This is a genomic window from Streptomyces sp. NBC_01166, assembly GCF_045039765.1.
Lineage (GTDB): Bacteria > Actinomycetota > Actinomycetes > Streptomycetales > Streptomycetaceae > Streptomyces.
Genome location: NZ_CP108613.1, coordinates 7,302,393 through 7,316,163, shown reverse-complemented (window position 1 = coordinate 7,316,163; position 13,771 = coordinate 7,302,393). Strand labels below are relative to the sequence as shown.

The following is a 13,771-nucleotide window of genomic DNA, read 5'->3' as shown; positions in this document are numbered from 1 at the left end:
CCCGTCCGTCCACGTCACTCCCCCACCGGAGGGTCCTCGTCATGCGCGCTTCGCCCGTCCCGCAGCCAGAACCCGCACCGCGTCCCCGCCGCCGGACCGTCCTGGCCGGAGCGGCGGTGACCGCGGCCGCGGCCACCGTGCTGCCGGCGGCGGGCGCGGCCGAGGCCTCCCGGCGGCCCGCGAAGACGCAGCCGCACCGCTGGCGCACCGCGGCGATCGGCGGTACGGGCTTCGTGACGGGCATCCTGTTCCATCCCGCCGCGCGCGGCCTCGCCTACGCCCGGACGGACATCGGCGGCGCCTACCGTTGGGACGACCGCAGGTCCCGGTGGACGGCGCTCATCGACCACATCGGCTGGGACGACTGGAACCTGATGGGGGTCGAGGCGATGGCCGTCGACCCGGCCCACCCCCACCGGCTGTACCTGGCCCTGGGCACGTACACACAGGCGTACGCCTCCCCGGGCGCGGTGCTCAGGTCCGAGGACCGCGGTGCGACCTGGGCGCGCACGGATCTCACCGTGCGGCTGGGGGCCAACGAGGACGGCCGGGGCTGCGGCGAGCGGCTCCTCGTCGATCCCCGCGACAGCGGGACCCTCTGGCTCGGCACACGCCACGACGGGTTGCTGCGCTCCACGGACCGGGGCGCCACCTGGGCCGCCGACGGCTCCTTCCCCGCCGTCCCGTCGGCGAGCGGCCAGGGCGTCACCCTGCTGGTGGCGGCCGGCCGGACGGTGTACGCGGGCTGGGGCGACGGCGGCACCGCCCTCTACCGGAGAGACGGCTCCGGCGGCTGGGAGGCCGTCCCCGGGCAGCCGTCCGCCGGCGCATCGACGAAGGTACCGGTCCGCGCCGCGTACGACGCGGGCAGCCGTGCGCTGTACGTGAGTTACGCGGACGGGCCGGGTCCGAACAACCAGTCCGACGGCTCGGTGCACCGCCTCGACACCGTGAGGGGGACCTGGACCGACGTGACCCCGGCCGCTCCCGGCGACGGTGACGCGTTCGGGTACGGCGGGGTGGCCGTCGACGCGGCCCGCCCCGGCACGGTCGTCGTCTCCACGAACAACCGCTGGGGTGCGGTGGACACCCTGTTCCGCTCGACGGACGGCGGGGCGAGCTGGACCTCGCTCAAGGACACCGCGGTGCTGGACGTCTCGGAGACCCCGTATCTGAAGTGGGGCGGGGAGCCGAAGTTCGGCTGGTGGATCCAGGCCGTGGCCGTCGACCCGTACGACTCGAAGCACATCGTGTACGGCACCGGGGCCACGATCTTCGGAACGCGCGACCTGACGCACTGGGCCCCGGAGATCCGAGGCCTGGAGGAGTCGGCGGTACGCCAGCTCGTCGCACCGCCCTCAGGTGCCCGGCTGCTCAGCGGCCTGGGCGACATCGGGGTCATGTACCACGACTCCCTGACCGCCTCCCCGTCGCGCGGCATGGCGTCGAACCCCGTGTTCGGCACGGCCACCGGACTTGCCCTGGCCGCCCTGAAGCCGTCGTACGTCGTGCGGACGGGCTGGCCCTCGGGCTCCGACTCGGCAGGAGCGTACTCCCACGACGGCGGGGCGAGCTGGCAGCCGTTCATCTCCCAGCCGGCGATCGCCCCTTCGGCCCCAGGCCCGGTGGCGGTCTCCGCCGACGGGGCGACGCTTCTGTGGTCGTTCGTCCACTGGGACGGCACGAAGTACTCCGCGCACCGTTCCACGGACGGCGGCGCGACCTGGGCCGAGGTGGCCACGTTCCCCAAGGGCGGAACCCCGGTCGCCGACCCGCTCGACCCGAAACGCTTCTACGTCTACGACACCGATACGGGCGCCGTCTTCCTGTCCACGGACAGGGGCGCGACCTTCACCGAAGGCGCGACAGGCCTCCCTTCGGGGGACGTGCAGTTCCGCATCGCGGCGGCTCCGGGGCGCTCCGGAGACCTCTGGCTGTCCGCCAAGGACAACGGGCTGCTGCGCTCGACGGACGGCGGGCGCACGTTCGCCGCGGTGGCGGGCTGCCAGGCCTCGCACGCCCTCGGATTCGGGAAGGCCGCCCCGCGGAAGGGGCGCGCCGGCTACCCGGCGGTCTTCCAGACCGGGCGGGTCCCGGCGACGTACGACGGCGTGGCCGTGCTCCGCTCCGACGACGCGGGCGCGAGCTGGGTCCGCATCAACGACGACGCCCACCGCTGGGGGTGGACCGGTGAGGTCATCACCGGCGACCCCCGCGTCCACGGCCGTGTCTATCTGGGCACCAACGGCCGCGGCATCCAGTACGCAGACCCCCAGTAGAGGAACGAGACGTCCATGCCGTCCCTGCACGACGCCACCCGTGGCCGCGTCCTCTTCGGAGGCGACTACAACCCCGAGCAGTGGCCCGAGGAGGTGTGGGCCGAAGACGTACGGCTGATGAGGGAGGCCGAGGTCAACTCCGTCACCGTCGGGGTCTTCGCCTGGGCGATGATCGAACCGCGCCCGGGGGACCGTGAGTTCGACTGGCTCGACCGGCTGCTGGACCTGCTGCACGCCAACGGCATCGGCGTCGTGCTCGCCACCCCCACGTCCTCGCCGCCGCCGTGGATGGGAGCGCTCCACCCGGAGACACTGCCGCGCACCGAGGACGGCCTGGTCGTCAACTACGGCTCCCGGCAGCACTTCTGTCCGAGCTCACCGGTGTACCGGCGCTACGCGGCGGCCCTCACCGAGGACCTCGCGGCACGGTACGCGGACCATCCGGCGCTCACCGTCTGGCACATCAACAACGAGTACTGCACGCACTGCTGGTGCGACGGGACGGCCGCCCACTTCCGGCGGTGGCTGTCCTCCCGGTACACCACCCTGGAGGCCCTCGACGAGGCCTGGGGCACGGCGTTCTGGAGTCAGCGCTACGACACCTGGGCCGAGATCCTCCCGCCGCGCCGGGCGCAGTACATGCGGAATCCGGCGCAGGAGCTGGACTTCAAGCGGTTCACCTCCGACGCCCTGATGGAGTGCTACGCCGCCGAGCGGGACATCGTCGCCCGGCACACCCCGCACATCCCGGTGACGACCAACTTCATGCCGCTGTGGTCGGGCCAGGACGCCTGGGCCTGGGCGGAGCAGGAGGACATCGTCTCCGTCGACGTCTACCCGGACCCGACGGACCCGCGGGGCGGCCAGTACAACGCGATGCTCGCCGACATGACCCGCTCGCAGGCCCATGGGCCGTGGATGGTGATGGAGCAGGCGGCCGGGCCGGTCAACTGGCGCGCCGTCAACCACCCGAAGCCGGCCGGACTCAACCGGCTCTGGTCGATGCAGGCGGTGGCCAGGGGTGCGGACGCCCTCTGCTACTTCCAGTGGCGGCAGTCCCGGCAGGGCGCCGAGAAGTTCCACTCCGGGATGCTGAGCCATGCCGGTGAGCACGGCCGCACCTTCCGCGAGGTCAAGCGCATCGGTGCCGAACTCGCCCTGATCGGCGGGGAGGTCAGCGGCACCGGGGTGCCCGCCGAGGTCGCCGTGCTGCACGACTGGGACGCCTGGTGGTCCAGCACCCAGGAGGGGCGGCCGTCCTCCCTCGTCTCGTACACGGAGCTGGTCCAGGCGTGGCACCGAGGCCTGTGGGAGGGCGGGGTCAGCACGGAGTTCGCCCGGCCCGACGCCGACCTGAGCGCGTACCGCATGGTGCTCGTGCCGCAGCTCCAGCTCCTCTCCGACGCGGCGACGGACAATCTGGTCGCCTATGTGCGGGGTGGCGGCACCCTGGTGTGCGGGTTCTTCACCGGGGTCGCGGACGTGGACGACCGGATCAGGCCGGGTGGTATGGACAGCCGGCTGCGTGAGTTGTTCGGCATCCGTACGGTGCACGAGTGGTGGCCCCTGGACGAGGGCGCGACGGTGGAGTGCGACGGCTTCCGCTCCACCCTGTGGTCGGAGGAGCTGGAACCCGACGGCAGCGCGGAGACGGTGTCCGCCTACCGCGGCGGGGAGCTGGACGGGCTTCCGGCCGTCCTCCGCAAGGGCACCGCGTGGTACGTCTCGACACTGCCCGAGCCCGAGGCGCTGCGCGGCCTGCTCGGCCGGGCGGCGGCCGGGGCCGGCGTACGCCCCGTGCTGGAGGGGCTGCCGGCCGGTGTCGAGGCGGTGCGGCGCGGCGAGCTGCTCTTCCTCCTGAACCACGGCCGCTCCCCGGCCGGGGTGGAGCTGCCGGGCCGCCACGTCGATCTGCTCACGGGCGCCGAGTCCGAGGGCGTCGTCGAGCTGGAGCGCTACGGCGTGGCCGTGCTCAGAGACGCGTCCGCATGATCGACGGCACATGGGAGCCCTGCCCCGCCACCCGCTGGGAAGACGCTTTCCTCAGTGGGAACGGCCGTCATGGGGCGATGGTGTACGGCGACCCCGCGGACGACCGGGTGATCGTGAACCACCACGGCCTCGTGCGGCCCAACGGCAGCGAGGACCTGCGTCCGCCGGAGCTCGCCGACGGCCTCGGCCGCCTCCAGGACGCGCTCCTGGCCGGGGAAACGACCGCGGCCGAGGACTTCGGCGCGGGCCGTCCACTGGTGTGGGTGCAGCCGTTCCACCCGGCGTTCCGGTCGTGTGTGCGGCGGGCGCGGGGGCTGCACGAGGCGGTCGCCGGATACAGGCGCGAGGTCGACTTCACGACGGGCGAGGTGACAGCGTCGTACGAGGCGTGGCGCAGCAGCGTCTTCGTGTCGCGGGCCGACGACGTGGTCGTGCAGCACGTCACCGACCTGGGGCTGACCGCCGACCTCGTGCTGGACCACTCGCTGCCGGGCGCCCCCGCGCATCTGGCGGTCGGCCGCTCCACCGTGCTGACTCCGGAGGGCGCGCACCTGGCTCTGCGGGTCGGCTATCCGGGCAGCGAGCTCGGGTACACGGGCGTCACGGTGGCGCGGGTGGACGGCGGCCGGGTGTCGGTGGTCGGCGAGGGGATCCGGATCGAGGGGGCGCAGAGCCTCACCCTGACGACCCGGGTCGTCAGAGGACCCGGCCGTCCGGACCTCGGAGAGCTGTGGGCCGCGCTGCCCCGCGAGGACTACGCCACGCTCCTGGACCGTCACCGGCCCCTGCACCGGGCCGCGTACGGCCGGGCCTCCCTCATGCTGCGGGACGCAGCGCCGGAGCGGGAGCTGGCCGGCAGCGAGCTGTTGCGCGCCCCGAAGTCTCCGGCGCTCCTGGAGCGGCTCTTCGCGGCGGGCCGCTACCACCTGCTGTCCTCCTCAGGGGTGCTGCCGCCCCGGCTGACCGGTCTGTGGACCGGAGACTGGGACACCGCCTGGTCCGGGGCCTTCACCACGAACGCCAACCTCAACCTGCAGATCTCCTCCGCCGCGACAGCCGCGCTCCCGGAGGTCACCGAGGCACACGCCGCTCTGATCCAGGGGCAGTTGGCCGACTGGCGGGACAACGCCCGGGCGCTCTTCGGCGCCCGGGGCATCGTCGCCCCGTCGCACACGGACGGCGCCTCGGGCCATACCCGGCACTTCCAGCGCGCCTATCCGCTGCATCTGTGGACGGCGGGTGCGGACTGGCTGCTGCAGCCGCTGCTGGAGCACGCCGAGGTGACGACGGGCTCCCCGGACGCCGCTCTGACCGCTGCTCTCGTCGAAGCGGCGCTGTTCTACGAGGACTTCCTCAGCCGCGAGGACCCGGACGGGAACGTGGCCGTCGTGCCCTCGTACTCCCCGGAGAACCGGCCGGCCAACGCGAGCTGGGGCACGGTGAACGCGACGATGGACATCGCCGCGGCCCGCCACGCCCTGACAACGGCCGCCGAGCACGCCCCCGGTCACCCGTCGGCCGGACTCTGGCGGTCGCTCGCGGCCAGGCTCCCGCCGTACCTGGTGAACGAGGACGGGGCGCTCGCCGAGTGGGCGTGGCCGGGTCTGCGCGAGACGTACGACCACCGCCACCTGAGCCACCTCTACCCGGTGTGGCCGCTGGACGGGATCAATCCGTATGACACCCCGGAACTGGCCGCTGCCGCACACCGCGCGCTGGAGCTGCGCGGGTCGGAGAACGACTCCGCCCACGGCCATCTGCACCACGCGCTGATCGCGGCCCGGCTGCGTGACCCGTCCCGGGTGTCGGCGGCTCTGGACGCGGTGCTGGGCGGCGACTTCTTCCACGACTCCCTGATGAGCGCGCACTACCCGTCCCGGAACGTCTACAACGCGGACGCGGCACACACCCTGCCCGCGGCCGTGATCGAGTCACTCGTCCAGTCGGCGCCCGGCCGCCTGGTGCTGCTGCCGGCCCCGTCGGCGACGTACCCGGCGGGCGAACTCCGGGGCGTGCGCACGCGGTTCGGCGCGCATCTGGACCTGCGGTGGTCGGAGGACGGCGCCTCCGCCGTGCTGCGTCCCACCCGCGACGCCCGCGTCGATCTGCGGACGGGCGACGGGTTCGCCCTCACCGAGACCTCCGCCGGAAACCCCCCGGCTCCGCTGGAGCTGACGGCCGGCGTGGACCGCGTCCTCACCCTGGGGGCGCGGTAGCAGTCCTCCATCCCCACATGGAAGGAACACCCCATGGCACGATCCACCCTGACCAGGCTGCTCCTGGCGCCGACGGCGGCCGTGGCCGCGCTGATCGGCTTCGCGGCGGCGCCCGCCCACGCCGCGATCTGGACCTCGTCGGAGCAGTGGGGCAACTACACCACGTCCGACGACTACATCCTCTACAACAACATCTGGGGATCCGGAGCGGGCACCCAGACGATCTGGGCCAACTCGTCGAGCAACTGGGGCGTGACGGCGAACCACCCGAACACCGGTGGCATCAAGTCGTACCCGAACGCCAAGAAGATCGTCAACAAGCCGATCACGTCGCTCTCTTCGCTGGCCAGCGACTACAACGTGACCGTCCCGTCGTCCGGCGCGTACAACACGTCGTACGACATCTGGGACACCGACTACGACTACGAGGTCATGCTCTGGGTGAACTACAACGGTGCCGTCGGCCCGCTCGGCACCTCCCAGGGAACCGTCACCCTCGGCGGCCACACCTGGGCCGTCTACAAGGGCGACAACGGTGCCAACGAGGTCTTCTCGTTCCTGCGGACCTCCGACTCGTCCGCGGGCACCGTGGACATCCTTCCGATCCTGAAGTGGATCAAGGACACGAAGGGCTGGTGGGGCGACGAGACCATCGGTGACGTCCAGTTCGGCTACGAGATCACGTCGTCGTCCGGCGGACTGGACTTCGTGACCAACGAGTTCGACGTCTCGTCGGGCTGACGCGGCCGGGACGGGCCGGGGGGACGCCCCCGGCCCGTCCCCGGGCCCGTGTCACCGGCTCCGCGGGACGTCCTTGACGAACACGAGGCCGTCGCCCGCCGCCAGGTGGGCCGGGTCGAGCGGGGCGTAGCCGAACCAGGGGGATTCGCGGCGCGTCGGCAGTGTGACGCCGAGGGCGGCGGCCAACCGCGGGGCGTCGATGACGCAGCGGTCCTCCGGGAGCCCGTACAGGATCCCCTCGACGGTGTCCGGGGGCGGGGCGTCCACTCCCCGGTGCCGGATCGTGCCGAGCGCCGTGGCCACGAAGGCGTAATCCTGGCCCAGCCGGGCGCTCACCAGCGCACCGGCGCTCCACCACTCGACGGGCCCCTGCCACATCTGCATCGTGCTCTTCTCCCGCTGGAGATGGGAGTTGTGGGCGTGGACGAATGCCGGTCCGCACGCGGCGACGGCGAGGAGGTTGTGGGCCATCATCCCGTCCCGGAGCGCGCAGAGCAGGGTCATGCGGGCCGGTGAGGTGTCGGCCATGCAGTGGTGGTAGCGCAGCAGGCCGGTGGCGGTCCGGCCGTACAGGCGCGCCCGGTCCAGGCCGTCCCGCGAGGTCGCCGTGGCCAGGTGCGGCGTCTGCGTGTCGAGCAGCGACACCAGGTCGTCGGCGAGCAGCCGCAGCCGGCCGGCGTCGGCCGACCGCCCCACGGACCGTGTCGGGTCCGTCATCGCGGCAGGATCGGTCCAGCGGTCGTCGGCCCCGAGCAGACCGTCGAGCGTTTCGGCGGTGCACGGGAGCAGTTCCGCGTCCACCTGGGCCGCGAGGTAGTCGTGGAGCGCGGTGAGGGCCTGGCGTGGGCTCGCGGCGGCGGTGATCTCCAGCGGGCCGTCGAACCCCGCGAAGCGGAGCTGCTCGGACGCGGGCCGGCCGTCGTTGTGGGCGTGCATCCAGCGCACGAGCTCGCGGTTGGCGGCGGAGGTGCCCCAGCCGTGGCTGAACCCGTGCTCCATGACCTCGTCGAGGGTGCCCGTGCCCGAGGTGACGTAGTCGTCGACGACCAGGCCCGCCATGCAGTCGCTCTCGATCGCGATCGTCCGGTAGCCCTCCTGCTCGACGAGCTGCCGGAAGAACTCGTTGCGCAGGTCGAGCAGGGTCTCCTCGCCGTGGGTGGGCTCGCCCAGGGCGAACAGCCGGGGCCGGGCGGGGAGCAGCCGCAGCACAGTGGCTGCCTCGGCGGCATGAACGGTGTCCTTGATGTCAGTGGCCATGCCTTCAACGCTATCTTTGAACCTTCGGTGGAAACTTTTAGCCGTTATCGTCGGCACCATGGGGCGAAACCTTCAAAGCAGTACATGGCTCAGGCCGGTTGATCTGGCGCGCCGGCACGGTCTGTCCACGCAGGCGGTGAGGAACTACGAGGAGGCCGGCATCCTTCCGGCAGCCGACCGCTCACCCCACGGCTACCGCACCTACACGCCGCTGCACGCGGGGGCGCTGCGCGCGTTCCTGGCCCTGGTGCCGGCCCACGGTCACCGCACGGCGACGTCGATCATGCGGGCCGTGAACGAGGGCGCGGCCGAGGAGGCGTTCCGGCTCATCGACGAGAGCCACGCCCAGCTCCTCGACGACCGGCGGACGCTCCAGGCCGTGGAGAGCGCCCTCCGCGACCTGGAACCCGCCGGGTCCGGGCCGGCCGCGGTGTCCGGCCCCGACGGCACGTTCATCGGTCCGCTGGCGGGGAAGCTCGGCATCCGGCCCGCGACGCTCCGCAAGTGGGAGAGCGCCGGGCTGGTGCACCCGCGCCGCGACCCGCGGACCGGGTACCGCGTCTACGACGAGGCCGCCGTTCAGGACGCCGGAATGACCCACCAGCTCAGGCGCGGCGGCTACCTGCTGGAGCAGATCGCCCCGCTGATCGCCCAGGTCCGGACGGCGGGAGGCCCGGAGCCGCTGGAGGCCGCGCTGCGCGACTGGCACGGGCGGCTGTCCGCCCGGGGCCGGGCGATGCTGGCCGGGGCGGCGGAGCTGGAGGCGTACCTCCGCGAACGCGGATGAGACGGGGGCGCGCGTCGGGGTAACCGGCTCCGGCGCGCGTCGGGGGAACCGGTGTCAGCGCGCTTCGGGGCCGCCGCCGCCTGCCAGCCAGCGGGCGGTCCGTGTCCAGTCGTCGGGCGGGGTCCCCTCCACCAGCGCCGCGAACCGCTCGGGACGGGCCAGGAGCCGGCGGTCGCACGGGTGCAGTGCCGCGTGCGCCAGCAGCCAGCCGGACAGCGCGTGCGGATCGAGCGGGCCGGGCCCGCGCAGCTGCACGGCGTACGCCGCACGTGCCGCTTCCGTGTCCCCCGCGACCAGCAGCTCGTCGGCCGACGGTGACCGGCCGGCCTCGAACTCCCGCAGCTGGTAGAGACGGGCGCGGTCGTCCTGCCAGTACGCACGGGCCGGATCCCGCACGACCAGTGCCTCACCACCCGGCACGGGGGCTGCGCCCGCGCGCAGCGCCTTGAGGAGTGTTTCCCGGTCGTCCTCGCCGCACCGCAGGTTGCGCAGCCGCCACTCCACCCGGTGGCTGACGGCGGACGCCCGAGCCCTGGCCACGGTCGCGGGTTCCAGCGGTTCCCTCAGCCAGCCGTCGACCGTCCCGGAGAGCCGGGTGACCAGCCGCAGGCCGGGTTCGGTGAGCTGGGCCTGTGTCGCCAGGGTGCGCAGGACCATACGGGTCTGGAGCCGGCGCACGGCGAAGAGGTACGGTGCCCGCCCGTGCGGGTCCGCCCCGGTGTCCCCGATCCGCTCCCGCCAGAATCCGGTGACGCCGACGAAGGCGTACGCACCGTGGAGGAGGCCGGGCAGATGCCGGGGGTCGGCGCGCCAGGGCGCGTAGTGGCGCTCGGTCCGGTCGTCGTCGAGGAGCGGGAAGAGGTGGAGCAGGGCGCCGAGTTTGCTGTGCTGGAATTCGTGGACGAGGGTTTCCGCGAGGGCGAGACCGTCCGGCGGCCGGGCTATCACCATGGAGGCGAAGGCGTCACCGGTGGAGGCGCTGAGCCCCTCGGCCGGCACGGGGAGCTCCCCTTCGCCGTGCTTGGCGTTCCAGGGCACGATACGGCTGATCTCCTCGGGCCGCAGCCCCCCGGGGCCGCCCGTCGCGCCCCGGGCCAGGACGGCGACGGCATCGCGGAACAGCCTTTGCCAGGACCGCAGTTCGTCGGGGTCGAGACGGCCGGGGGCTATCGGCTCGTCCAGGTCGCGATAGGGATCGAGGTCGTCGAGCTGGACGGTGCGCGTCCCCGGCCCGGTGTCCAGACGGTGTACCGGAAGCCAGTGCGGCGATTCCTGCTCGGTGAGCGGGCGTACGACGATGTCCGGCCCGTGCCCGGTCCGCACGGTGAGGGTTCCGCCGGACACCGTGACCCGCACCGGGTGGTAGTCGTCCTCGTCCGGGCCGGGCAGCCGGACCATTCCCAGGGCGGGCAGTCCCACGGTCCGGCCCCGCGCGGGCAGGAGGAGTTCGGCGTCCGTGCCGGCGTGGACGGCCGCCGCCGCGGCCACCGCGGCGATCTGTCCGGCGTCGGCCCACAGGGGCGGCCCGGAGGCCGTGCCGTGCAGCCGGCGGAGCGTGTGGGCGAGCCAGCTGCCGACCTGGGGGGTCAGCAGGAGCGTCTCGACCGGCTCGGGGGCACGGTCGGCGGCGGCCTCCAGCGTGGGCCAGACCGTCCGTGCGTCCAGAGGGCCGAGAATGCGGGGGTCCGCGTCGAAGAGGTCGAAGAGCTCACGCAGGAGCAGGAGACGGCGTGTACGTTCGCCCCGGACCAGGAACGCGACGGCCTCGGGCGAGCCGCCGCCCGTGGCGATCTCGTCGAACAGGGTGCCGGGCATACGGATCGGGGCGTACATCTCGCTCCCTGTCGTGGACGGAATTCTTCGCGGCGGCTCATTCCGCCCTCCCCGGCTCTCCACCGCCCCCCATGGCGTTGCTGCGCGCGCGCCTCAGCTCCGCGAGGAGCCGAGGGCCGGCGTGGGCGGCCGGAAGGCGGCGCAGATCAGCGACGCGCACCGTCGCCAGATCCATGAGGTCGGACTCGAGGTGATCAGATGTGCCCTCGGCGAGTACCGGCTGGTACAAGGCGCGCTCCCCCTTCGCGAGCGGTGGCACAGGATGCCACCGTTTACTCCATCATGACGACTGAGACCCCTTCCCGAAACCCGTGTGATCACGCCAGCAGATCACATTCCAGGCCCCGGGTTCGGGGGGAAGTCCTGTATGGACGACTTGAGTTCGGCGGCACGGGCGGGATCGTCATCGATCAGCGTCACCGCCTCGTACAGGCGCTGGAGGCCGTCCGGATGCGCCTTGAGGGCGCGGAAGATCCCGATCACATCCGTGCGCGGCACGAGGTGCCTCGGCATCCGGGCGACGATGGCGGCAGGCAACTCGTTGACCAGCGTCTGCCGTTCGTCACGGTCACTCATCAGCGGATACGCCATCAGGGCCGTGACGATCCTGGCGGCCGGAGGCTCCGCGGGTCTGCCGGACGGTGCCCGGCCGACAGGCGGGAGCGGCGGAAGGCGCTCGGAGTACCCCGGCGCCTCCAGGCGGAGGCCGGGGGTCTGATCGGTGAGGCCCGCCTCCCGGAGCGCGCTCATCCTCGCCTTCACCGCTCCGAAGAGGGGCAGGGGTTCCGGCAGCAAGTCGTCTTCCAGCTCGCGCAGGACGATGTCCGAGAACAGGCCGAGCCGGCGCTCCGGATCGTTGCCCGCCCGCTGCCCGCGGCCCGCGGCGAACAGCAGGGTCTGCTCGTGCGCGGCCACCCGAGCCCCGGTGGGAAAGCGCTCGGTGGACGGCGACTGGGGGAAGTGGTGCTGTTCGTCGAAGGTGCGGCAGGCGTCGACCATCCACATCTGCACTCCGAGGCCGGGCGTCGCATCGCTCCTCAGCCGCGTGAGCGCGGAGTCGACGTCTATGGCACGCCGGTCGGTGAGGGTGGCGTCGGCCGTGTAGAGCGCCGTGTTCTCATTCGTGTCCAGCACGCCGTGGCCGCCCCACCACACCCACAGCGCCTGCGCTCCGCTGTCCGGGGCGTCCTTGATGAAGGCGCGCCGCAGGGAGTCGTGGTCGGCCTGCCGGAACGGCATGTCGGGAGCGTTGCCCGGCAGGGGTGCGAGATGGAGCTGGATGTTGGTGCCGGGCACTCCGCGGGCCAGCAGCCAGTCGCGGAAGCGGAGGGCGTCCCGGGCGGGTCCCGGGAGATCCCAGCCGGGGCCTGCGGCGTACTGCTCGATTCCGACGACCAGGGCGAAGATGCGGTCCGGCGGGACCGGCCTGCGGTTCACGGAAGCCGCTCCCCGATCGCACGGTAGACGGCCGGATCGGTCCAGTAGGCGCTGTGCGCCACGGGGAAGGGCTGCCGGCTGTCGGTGGCGACGTCCTGGGCCCGGCCGGGGAAGAGCGGTTCGGCGGCGTAGCCCAGCAGATCGCGGCGGTCGTAGAGATTCAGCCACGGTGGCACGTGGTCGGGCAGTGGATCCGGATGGGCGAGCGAGGGCAGCGCCCCCGTCTCGTACAGGAAGGGGCCCTGCGAGCCGACGGTTATGAGGAGTTCGACGCCGGGCAGCGAGCTGGATATGAGGGTGTCGAGCGAGACGATGCCGCCGAGGCTGTGGCCGAGCAGGACGACGGGTGGCTTCAGTGCGGCGACGAGGTCACGCAGACCCTGGCGCATGTCCTCACCCCGGGCGAGGTATTTGAGGATGTCGCCGGCAGCGGGGTGCGCGGCGTCCGTGAGCGCACGTCGGCGTCGTACCGCGTAGCGGGATCCGAGGCGTACGAGCGGCCGTCCCGCCATCCGGAGCAGCGGGCCGCGACCGGTGCCCGCCGGCGCGGCGCCCAGGCGACCGGCCAACGCGGCGACGGCAGCGTCCCTCATGTCGCCGCCGGTCAACACGGGCCGGTCTGTGGCGAGTTCGGAGGCGATCACCGTGGCCGCCAGCGCCCGGGCCAGCACCCACGCCAGGGCCTCCTGGTCCAGGGTCTCGGCGGCGGGTCCGAGCAGGGGGCTGCGCGCCAGCTCCGCAGCCACTTCCCGGATTCCGGGGCCCAGCGCGTCCGCCTGCGGCTCGCCGTGTTCCGCAAGCGCGCGCAGGAGCGACCTCGGACGTTCGTCCGGAAACGCCGCACCGGGCGGCGTGACGCGCGGACCGGAACCGGCCGATGCCGTGGCCAGTTCGGCCGAGGGGTCCTCGTACAGCCGGGCCCACTCATCGGTCTCGTAGAGGTCGTCGGGATCTCCGGTGCTCCGGCCGGTCCCGGCGCCGGGGGCGGCCGGGATACTGGCACCGTCCGCCGCGAGTCTCGCCCCGTACTGCCCGCCCCAGTCGTAGGCGACCACGCGTACGTCCGGAGCAGTTGTCGCGAGGCACGACCTGACGCGTGTGAGCAGCGCGGTCAGGTGCGGCTCCCGCACACCAGTGCCGTGTGTGAAGACCACCGTGGTCATGCGTACGCCCCCGTTACTCTCGCTGCGGCCCCGTCCGTTGCCCACGAGGGCGACGGACGGGGCTGA

Annotated in this window: 10 protein-coding genes; 5 read left to right on the top strand and 5 right to left on the bottom strand. The window is 72.9% G+C overall.

The features are described from left to right. Positions 1 to 41: 41 nt before the first annotated feature. From OG379_RS33045 to OG379_RS33030, 4 genes are read left to right on the top strand one after another with little or no spacing between them, the layout of a single operon-like run. Entirely contained in the window at positions 42 to 2,279 is a 2,238-nt protein-coding gene (locus OG379_RS33045) for a 1,4-beta-glucanase (RefSeq protein ID WP_405666797.1), read from the top strand. A gap of 15 nt (positions 2,280 to 2,294) precedes the next feature. Further along, positions 2,295 to 4,271 (top strand): beta-galactosidase, encoded by a 1,977-nt coding sequence (locus tag OG379_RS33040; protein WP_405666795.1) that lies wholly within the window; start codon positions 2,295 to 2,297, stop codon positions 4,269 to 4,271. Next, complete coding sequence (locus OG379_RS33035) at positions 4,268 to 6,487, top strand: glycosyl hydrolase family 95 catalytic domain-containing protein (RefSeq protein WP_405666794.1); 2,220 nt, start codon at positions 4,268 to 4,270, stop codon at positions 6,485 to 6,487. Before OG379_RS33040 ends, OG379_RS33035 begins: the two co-directional genes overlap by 4 nt. A 33-nt stretch (positions 6,488 to 6,520) precedes the next feature. Further along, a complete protein-coding gene (locus OG379_RS33030; RefSeq protein WP_405666792.1) occupies positions 6,521 to 7,228 on the top strand; it encodes a glycoside hydrolase family 12 protein in 708 nt (235 codons plus the stop codon). A 51-nt stretch (positions 7,229 to 7,279) separates the two neighbouring features. Here OG379_RS33030 and OG379_RS33025 read toward each other — a convergent pair whose 3' ends face one another. Beyond that, a complete protein-coding gene (locus tag OG379_RS33025) occupies positions 7,280 to 8,485 on the bottom strand; it encodes an erythromycin esterase family protein (RefSeq protein ID WP_405666791.1) in 1,206 nt (401 codons plus the stop codon). Between the two features lie 58 nt (positions 8,486 to 8,543). Between OG379_RS33025 and OG379_RS33020 the strand changes: the two genes are divergently transcribed. Then, the gene (locus OG379_RS33020; protein WP_405666790.1) at positions 8,544 to 9,272 is read left to right on the top strand and encodes a TioE family transcriptional regulator; all 729 of its coding nucleotides are present in this window, start codon (positions 8,544 to 8,546) and stop codon (positions 9,270 to 9,272) included. Positions 9,273 to 9,326: 54 nt separating this feature from the next. On the opposite strand, the gene OG379_RS33015 is transcribed toward OG379_RS33020, so the two are convergent. From OG379_RS33015 to OG379_RS33000, 4 genes are all read right to left on the bottom strand, one after another. Next, on the bottom strand, positions 9,327 to 11,105 hold the full coding sequence (locus OG379_RS33015) for an HEXXH motif domain-containing protein (RefSeq protein ID WP_405666789.1): 1,779 nt from the start codon (positions 11,103 to 11,105) through the stop codon (positions 9,327 to 9,329). A 37-nt stretch (positions 11,106 to 11,142) separates the two neighbouring features. Continuing rightward, positions 11,143 to 11,334, bottom strand: coding sequence for an aldo/keto reductase (locus tag OG379_RS33010; RefSeq protein ID WP_401518679.1), 192 nt, complete (start codon positions 11,332 to 11,334; stop codon positions 11,143 to 11,145). A 101-nt stretch (positions 11,335 to 11,435) separates the two neighbouring features. Beyond that, positions 11,436 to 12,542 carry an effector-associated domain 2-containing protein gene (locus tag OG379_RS33005; RefSeq protein WP_405666788.1) on the bottom strand — a complete coding sequence of 369 codons (1,107 nt, stop codon included), beginning with the start codon at positions 12,540 to 12,542 and terminating at the stop codon, positions 11,436 to 11,438. Continuing rightward, positions 12,539 to 13,705 carry a hypothetical protein gene (locus tag OG379_RS33000; protein WP_405666786.1) on the bottom strand — a complete coding sequence of 389 codons (1,167 nt, stop codon included), beginning with the start codon at positions 13,703 to 13,705 and terminating at the stop codon, positions 12,539 to 12,541. The genes OG379_RS33005 and OG379_RS33000 overlap by 4 nt, the downstream gene beginning before the upstream one ends. Between the last annotated feature and the right edge of the window lie 66 nt (positions 13,706 to 13,771).

What these genes read in the sequence shown, in the direction of transcription:
- OG379_RS33045 (WP_405666797.1), top strand. Translation starts at nt 42, where the DNA reads ATGCGCGCTTCGCCCGTCCCGCAGCCAGAACCCGCACCGCGTCCCCGC.
- OG379_RS33040 (WP_405666795.1), top strand. Translation starts at nt 2,295, where the DNA reads ATGCCGTCCCTGCACGACGCCACCCGTGGCCGCGTCCTCTTCGGAGGC.
- OG379_RS33035 (WP_405666794.1), top strand. Translation starts at nt 4,268, where the DNA reads ATGATCGACGGCACATGGGAGCCCTGCCCCGCCACCCGCTGGGAAGAC.
- OG379_RS33030 (WP_405666792.1), top strand. Translation starts at nt 6,521, where the DNA reads ATGGCACGATCCACCCTGACCAGGCTGCTCCTGGCGCCGACGGCGGCC.
- OG379_RS33025 (WP_405666791.1), bottom strand. Translation starts at nt 8,485, where the DNA reads ATGGCCACTGACATCAAGGACACCGTTCATGCCGCCGAGGCAGCCACT.
- OG379_RS33020 (WP_405666790.1), top strand. Translation starts at nt 8,544, where the DNA reads ATGGGGCGAAACCTTCAAAGCAGTACATGGCTCAGGCCGGTTGATCTG.
- OG379_RS33015 (WP_405666789.1), bottom strand. Translation starts at nt 11,105, where the DNA reads ATGTACGCCCCGATCCGTATGCCCGGCACCCTGTTCGACGAGATCGCC.
- OG379_RS33000 (WP_405666786.1), bottom strand. Translation starts at nt 13,705, where the DNA reads ATGACCACGGTGGTCTTCACACACGGCACTGGTGTGCGGGAGCCGCAC.